Origin of the sequence: Winogradskyella sp. ECml5-4, assembly GCF_036903175.1 — a bacterium.
GTDB lineage: Bacteria > Bacteroidota > Bacteroidia > Flavobacteriales > Flavobacteriaceae > Winogradskyella > Winogradskyella damuponensis.
On sequence record NZ_JAYJLF010000028.1, the window covers coordinates 1 to 7,327 of the forward strand.

The window sequence follows — 7,327 nt, forward strand, 5'->3', positions numbered from 1 at the left end:
ATTTTTCGGTCAGTTCAGGTTGAAATTTATATTCCAAATTCAAAAGTTCGTCAGTAGATGGATTATGTTCTTGTATTTTCTTCATTTTGTTGGTTTGGTCAAATTGCGTAGAACGGTCTTGTATATGGTTTGTTGCGTTGTTTAAGCACCTAATTTAGCAAATAAAAACCGAATAGAAAATCCGCGAGGATTTTCGTAAGTAGGCTAGAACTAGCAATAAATTATATACGGTGTTGTGCGTTCGTTTTTTTATTCAATTTCTTTTATACAAGCGAGAAGGAATCCACGTCCTAATTCTGTGAACTCAATAAAACATTTTCTAATATCTAATTCTGCTTCAAATTCTGTTTTTTCAAATTCTGATAAAGAACTTTCAATCTTATCTTTTACTTCTTTATAATCTTCATTAATCAATTTGTCATAATGTACTTCATCACTTTTACTATGTAATTTTCGCTCAAAACTGATTAAACCATTTAATTCTAAATTTTCAATATATATGTCTATGTTTTTGGGAAATAACAGTTCAACTTGGTTTTCTATTCCTGTTAAATTCCAAGCAGCTTTCAATGACGTACTTTGTTTGTCTTGAGTTGAATAATCAATCATTTGTTTGATTTGTGCTTTTGATTTAACACCTTTTTTATCAAAAAAATCAGGTTTTTTAATATTCTCAATGTATCTATGAATGTAAATGTCTATAAAAGGAATTCTTGATTGATTTTTGAAATGAAATAGAATTTTTGCTTCGTCAACTGAAAGTCTGTTGAGGATTGAAATATATGCAGGATGAACTAAACTTAGAGTTTCTTCAAAAGATGCTTTCGTAAGTAGATTTATAAAAGTTTCAGCAAGTTCGTTTTCATCGAGGTAAGTCAATTTATCTATAATCGGTAAACCAACATATTGAGGAACTTGAGTTGGATTCAAATTTTCAGCTTTATTTAATTTATCTGAATACTGGTTTAAGTTTTTTTGAAAATATACTCTTGATTTAGAATTAAGAAGTTTTAGAGGAAGTAAAATCAAATTAGCTCCATCTAAGACAGTTTCAAGCGCTTCTCCAGCTCTTTTCATTCCAGGTTTGAATAAATCATCATATAATTCTTTTACTGGTATTTTTTCTAAATATTTTTCAATCATATGAGTTTTTTTAAATGACGCACAACGGTCTTGTGTATGATTAGTGGCGTATTTAAGCACCTAATTTAGCAAATAAAAACCAGATAGAAAATCTGCGAGGATTTTTGTAAACAAGCTGAAACTAGCCATTAATTATAAACGTTGTTGGCAACTGGCTTTTATTTTTTTCGTTCTATTTTTAATGGATTTTGTCGAGTATCAAAAACGTCAGCAATTTTTATAAATCCATTTTCCATATCCACAGAATAAATCAGTTTATAGTTTTTGAATATTAAATATCTATAATGAATTTCCCTATGTTTTAGTAATTCTTCTTCCTGTCCAATTAATGGTGTTTTTATCAACTTTTTAGGTTCGTTGATAATTCCTTTTAGAAGTTTTTTAGCAGTTTGAGGACTTGCTTTCTTCTCGTAATACTCATAAATATCGTCAAGTTGAGTTTCAGCAAATTCAGACCAAATAATTTTCAACGTCATTATTCGTACTTGGCTAAGAGTTCAGAACTGCTTTTAAATTGATTGTTTAGAAAATCAGATTCCGATTTATCAATTCTTTTGTTCAGTTCTTCTTGAGTCATAGGTTCGAATATTTGCTCGTCTGAAGTGTTTTTTTCTTTCCTCAAAATATTTTCAAGACGTGAAATAGCCTCTTCACTTTGAAGTTTTAAAAATTCTTTGACAAATTCTATTTTTCGAGCTTCTATATTCATTTTATTCAGCTTTTTATCAAAGATACAAAATTATCAAATTAAACCTCTAATTTTCTTGGTTTCACGAATTTTACAGCTTGTTGCCAACGTTTTTGTATAAGATTAGTTGCGTTGTTTAAGCACTAAAGTTAGCAAATAAATCACAGATAGAAAGTCCGCGAGGACTTTCGTAAGTAGGCTAGAACTAGCAATTAATTTTATACGTTGTTAGCTGTAGTAATTTTTTTTACTCCGATTAATGTTATAATAATTCCAACTCCAAATAGTAGCCAGTAAATAAAGTTAAAATTATACCCAATCAGCCAATTGTCATATGAAGTTCCCATATTATTTGTGGTAATTATAATTAGATTTATAATAAAATGAAGCATTATACAATAGCCGATTTTTCTAGTTTTTTGATATAATATTCCAAGTAAAATTCCGCTAAAGAAAGTCGGTATTAAATTATTTGGTGTTTCAATATGCATTATCGAAAAGCAAATACTTGAAACAATTATTGCTAAAATAGGTTTATGCTTTTCTAACAATTTTTCTAATAAAAATTTTCTGTAAAATAGTTCCTCAATTATTGGTGCAACTAATAATGTAGAAATCAGATCATATATTAAAGCAATATTATTGGTTGAACTAAGAAAGTTATTATGCGTTGAATTTCCTTGATAATATTCTATTATTTTATTGAAATCCCAAAAAGGTTTATTTATTAGAAACAAACCGATTCCAATAAGAGGTAAATATAAATATATTCGAGGATTATAATTCTGAAATTTAATAGCTTTATTAAAATCAAATTTTGGTTTCCAAAAGAAAAAATAAATTAGCAAAAATGTTCCAACAGCAGATACAATTTTATTTATTCCGAATATATGAGTGAAGTCATCTAGCTCTCCAAACAAATATTTGATAGGAAGAAGTATTGTAAGTTGAATTATTGTCCAAAATGCAAACGCTAAAACTGTATATAAAAATGCTTTAATTATACTCATTATTTTACTTGGGAACGATTCGACTTTTATTACAGCTAACGTTGATGTGTATGGTTAGTTGCGTGGTTAAGCACCTAATTTAGCAAATAAATCACAGATAGAATATTCCGCAGGAATGTTCGTAAGTCGGCAGTGACCAAGCAATTAATTATACACGGTGTTGTAGCACGTTTTTATTTATTCAAGTGTTTTTTGTTCTTTCTCTAATTAGCAGAAAACTCATTATTATAATAATACTTATTCCGATTGTTAATAATCCATATTTAAATAAACCAGTTAGAAAGAATGTAGGGAAGCTACCATAACGACCTCTTTCCGATTTTTGAACGAGCTCAGCTATTATATTAGAATTCTCTAATAAGAAATAACAGACAATACAGAGTAAACCAATCACGTAAAGTCTCACAATTTTTAAATTCTTTTTATTCCTCAACTTTCCTTTTATTTCCGCAATTTGCACACAGTTTTGCTTTTGGTGTTCTGTATGGTTTTCTACAATTTTCACAATCAGGTCCAATTTGTTCAAGTGAGTGATGCATAATTGCATTCGGTTCAGTTTCTCCAAATCCAGTCAAATTATTATAGTATTCTAATAACTCTTTAAATCTCTCTTTTCTATCCGCTTTTGCTATTTTAAATCCGTTAGAGTATAATTCGGAAGCGATTGCAAACTCTTCTTTGTCCAACATTGGAATTTCCATTTTACATCTCCAGCAATATTTAATTTCCATTTTATTCGATTGTTTGATTTTCTAAAACAAATTCATCGAACAATATCTGTTCATTTTGCTTTTCAGTCGACATTTCAGATGATTTTAAATCACTCATTCCTCTTGGTGAATAGAAAAACGTTTTCCAAATCGGTCTATGCTTAATAAAAACAACTTTTCCTCCAAACTCATCGTGAGTAAAGATTCCAATCCAGAATTTCGAGACTATTAAAATTCCGATTATTAATATTATTATTCCTGTTTTTCTTTTCAATTCGTGAGTTTTCTCAAATGTGCTACAACGGTCTCGTATAACCGTCAGTTACGGGATTAAAGATAGTGTTTTTCGGTTAAGAACTGACGTTAGCAATTCCGAGTGGATTCGGACGTAGTCGAATCCGCCGTAATTGCGGTTATACATTGTTGTGTGCAGTGTTTTTTGTTTTTTCAATAGTATCACTTTTCCAATTTACAGTTTTTGGATTATGTTTTTCTTTCCATTTAGTTATATAAAAATCAATATTCCGCATATCTTTCAGTATGATTTCAGATAACTTTTTTAGCCTTTTGTTAAATCCATTTTTTGTAAAATACTGTCCGATTTTATGTTCAGGTAAAAACAACATATAAAATAAAGGTATACAATCATAAGTATCCGAACGCAATCTCATTTCAGTCAAGCTATTAGGCGGTAAATGGAATTTTAATCCGTCAGAGTTTTTCAAATCCTCAAGAGAATTAATGTTTGGTGTTATATTGAAAATGTTTAATCTAATTTGAATCCAATTTTCATTTCTCAAAATATGAGTTTCTATTTTTTGCAATTCATTTTCTTTTTCTAATCTGTATAATGTGTATGAGAAATCATTATGATTAGTCCTTCCATACCAATCTGATTTGAACGGGCTTTTTTCAAATCCTTGTTTTTTTAGGGGAAGTATTCCTTTTTCGAGAAACAATTTATTCCGTAAATCCAGATTTTCTTTTGGTTTAGGTTTGTAGAACATATTCAATTTTAATCTCGATTTTTGATTTTTCACGGCTGCTCTGACATTGCACACAACGGTCTCGTATATGATTTGTTGCGTGTTATAAGCGAGTAAGTTAGCAAATAAAAACCAAAATAGAAAAACCGAGAGGTTTTTCGACAGTAGGCTAGAAGCAGCTATAAATTATATACATTGTTAGCTAAGGTTTTTTCTTTTTTGCGAACTACACCTTTGTGTATTTCCGAACTATTTGTTTTTCCTGCGTTATTTTTTTCCTTACATATCAAAAAAAACTCCGAATTACTATTCCGTTCTTTTCCGCAAAGAGCATCAGTTTTGTTTTAGATCCTAATTTTCGTGATGTTAGAATCGGTTGATTTAAACAACTAATTTTAAATTTTTTCAACTGGGAATAGTTCAGCCGTACGTTTTGCCATTCCGCTTATCAGCCAAAAATTGAGGATTGCTATTATTTTGAATTTAAGAACAGAAGTTGGGCAAGCCGAAATTCGCGCGTAACGATCCGAATGAGTGAAAAAAATTCAGCGCAATACTTTTTGAGATTCCGCTTTAAATTCCAGCGTAGTTTTGGTATGAAAATAAGTACAGAATTTAGTGATTGCCTTGAAATTGCAAGTTAGCACCAAAATCTTTGCTAACGGTTACGTATAAAAATAGTGCGGTTTTGTGTGCGAGGATTTTCCGCAGGAAAATCAGAAGTAGTAAAAATGCACTGTTCTTTGTTTAAGCACTAAACTACGCATTATTTTTATGCGATGTTGTGCAACGTTTTTACTCCGATTATTTCAGTCAATTTATTTATTCCGTTTTTTGTAACAAATCTAAATCCTAATTCCATAATAAACCTCATAACTAATATTGTCATAACAAGGTGGAATATAAGTTCAAAGTCAGTTCGGAATATTGCTGTAATTATTCCAGAAATCCCAAACAGAACTATCGCAATAAAAATGGTTTTAATAACTTTACCTGTCCGAATTTTTAACGTTCCTTTTCCGTTTTCTAATTTTCCATTTAGAACACAAAATTCTCCGATTAACTTTTTTGAAAGTTTTACTTCAAATTCGTTCGTTTCAACTTTCCCAATGAATGATTGATTATTCCAATTCGTAACAAACTGTTCTTTCGATAATGTTTGATTTTTTAATTCCGAAATTGCTAACGAACTATCTTTATTTAATTCGATAGAATAGTCTTTCTCGGGAAATATTTTCATTCAGTTTCGGGTTTTTTGGTAATGTTGCACAACGGTTACGTATAAGAATAGTGCGGTTTTGTGTGCGAGGATTTTCCGCAGGAAAATCAGAAGTAACAAAAAAGCACTAGACTTTTATTAAGCACTAATCTACGCATTATTTTTATGCGATGTTGTGCCCAGTTTTTATTCGCTCAATTAAATTTTCAAGCTTATCATTCCGACACCAAGCAGTTCGGTCAAAATTAATTTCGTGTAATGCTTTTTCGTTTTTTAAAATATGTAAAATTCTTTGTTTTCCAAAAAGCGCATCGTCAGCTTTATAAAATTTAAAATCAATAGTTTCATAATCGTAATTAAATAATTTTTCCGCTTGATTCATTGTGTTGACTGTCCAAATATTCAGCACTTTTTTTACATCGTCAAATTTTATTTTATAAACTTCTCCGTACTTATATTTTTTTTTAATCCGAAAAATAAACCAACTAATAATCGAAACAGAAAACAGCAAACTAAAAATAATAGGATTTTCCGCTAAAAATTCCGCAACAGGATTGATTCGACTTCCTCGTCCTTTTGAAATGAATAATGGAATCGCAATCCAACTTGCCAAAAACAGAACGATAAATAGTACAACATACTTAATTACTATTGTAAAATAGTTTGTTTCAGAAGTAGGTTTTTCAATTTCGTAAGTGTTTTTCATAAATTGGGCACAACGGTTTTGTGTATGGTTAGTTGCGTGTTTCAGCAACTAATTTAGTAAACAAAAACGAGCGCGAGAAAATTCCGAAGGAATTTTCCAAATAAGCAACGACCAAAGCAATTAATTATACACGGTGTTGTAGCTAGTTTTTATTAAATTTTGAAGTCTTTAACGAATTTAATATTTGACTTCCTATTCTGTCATCAACGAAGTTTATATTTATAGACAAAACCTTGTCGTCAAATAATCTTTTATAACTTCTAGATTTAATTATAAAAGACTCATCCATTTCAGTATTCATCTCGAATTTAAGAAACTTTAAACCATCTATCATTTCGGTTGTGGTTGTTGTATCTATTTTTGCGTTAGGTGCGATATTAACGAAACTGTCATAAGTTATAGAATTAATTTTATCAAATGATTCTTTGAATGTAGTATTTGGTTCGATGAAGTTTAACTTAGAAGTATAATTTGCATCGAAGCGATTGAATTCACCGTTTTCAACAACAAATATTAGATTTGAAAGATTATTCAATTCTGTGTCTGTATTATTTGTAATATGAGTTTCTCCTTCTTTTTTTATTTTTTCCCATTTCTCAACTTCTATTTTTTTAAAGTGAGTTGGAAGCGTTATTTCCCATTGAAATTCTTCGCTTAATATTTTATCATTGATTTGTGTTTCACAACTTAAAATACTAATTAAAAATATGAATAATATATGTTTGTTCATTCTGTTAAATTAGCTACAACGGTCTTGTATAAGATTAGTTGCGTGTTTTAAGCACTAAAGTTAGCAAATAAAAACTGAATAGAAAATCCGCGAGGATTTTCGTAAGTAGGCTAGTACTAGCAATTAATTTTATAC

At 29.7% G+C, this 7,327-nt stretch carries 10 protein-coding genes; all 10 read right to left on the bottom strand.

All coding sequences use genetic code 11. The annotated features are described in order from the left end of the window. Positions 1-249 precede the first annotated feature (249 nt). The 10 genes from VDP25_RS17005 to VDP25_RS17050 all read right to left on the bottom strand — a co-directional run bounded on the left by VDP25_RS17005 (position 250) and on the right by VDP25_RS17050 (position 7,192). Positions 250-1,143, bottom strand: a complete 894-nt coding sequence (locus VDP25_RS17005) for an Abi-alpha family protein (RefSeq protein WP_334471754.1) — start codon at positions 1,141-1,143, stop codon at positions 250-252. Positions 1,144-1,301: 158 nt separating this feature from the next. Then, on the bottom strand, positions 1,302-1,619 hold the full coding sequence (locus VDP25_RS17010; RefSeq protein ID WP_334471756.1) for a type II toxin-antitoxin system RelE/ParE family toxin: 318 nt from the start codon (positions 1,617-1,619) through the stop codon (positions 1,302-1,304). After that, complete coding sequence (locus tag VDP25_RS17015; protein ID WP_334471758.1) at positions 1,619-1,852, bottom strand: hypothetical protein; 234 nt, start codon at positions 1,850-1,852, stop codon at positions 1,619-1,621. Before VDP25_RS17015 ends, VDP25_RS17010 begins: the two co-directional genes overlap by 1 nt. Before the next feature lie 197 nt (positions 1,853-2,049). Then, positions 2,050-2,841: a CPBP family intramembrane glutamic endopeptidase gene (locus VDP25_RS17020; protein WP_334471760.1), complete on the bottom strand. Its 792-nt coding sequence runs from the start codon at positions 2,839-2,841 to the stop codon at positions 2,050-2,052. Between the two features lie 422 nt (positions 2,842-3,263). Continuing rightward, positions 3,264-3,572, bottom strand: a complete 309-nt coding sequence (locus VDP25_RS17025; RefSeq protein WP_334471762.1) for a hypothetical protein — start codon at positions 3,570-3,572, stop codon at positions 3,264-3,266. Between the two features lies 1 nt (position 3,573). Further along, positions 3,574-3,825 carry a hypothetical protein gene (locus VDP25_RS17030; RefSeq protein ID WP_334471764.1) on the bottom strand — a complete coding sequence of 84 codons (252 nt, stop codon included), beginning with the start codon at positions 3,823-3,825 and terminating at the stop codon, positions 3,574-3,576. A gap of 139 nt (positions 3,826-3,964) precedes the next feature. Then, entirely contained in the window at positions 3,965-4,558 is a 594-nt protein-coding gene (locus tag VDP25_RS17035) for a hypothetical protein (RefSeq protein ID WP_334471766.1), read from the bottom strand. A 751-nt stretch (positions 4,559-5,309) separates the two neighbouring features. Continuing rightward, positions 5,310-5,777 carry a hypothetical protein gene (locus VDP25_RS17040; protein WP_334471767.1) on the bottom strand — a complete coding sequence of 156 codons (468 nt, stop codon included), beginning with the start codon at positions 5,775-5,777 and terminating at the stop codon, positions 5,310-5,312. 142 nt (positions 5,778-5,919) lie between these two features. Then, entirely contained in the window at positions 5,920-6,369 is a 450-nt protein-coding gene (locus tag VDP25_RS17045; RefSeq protein WP_334471768.1) for a hypothetical protein, read from the bottom strand. Between the two features lie 235 nt (positions 6,370-6,604). After that, positions 6,605-7,192 carry a hypothetical protein gene (locus VDP25_RS17050; protein WP_334471770.1) on the bottom strand — a complete coding sequence of 196 codons (588 nt, stop codon included), beginning with the start codon at positions 7,190-7,192 and terminating at the stop codon, positions 6,605-6,607. Between the last annotated feature and the right edge of the window lie 135 nt (positions 7,193-7,327).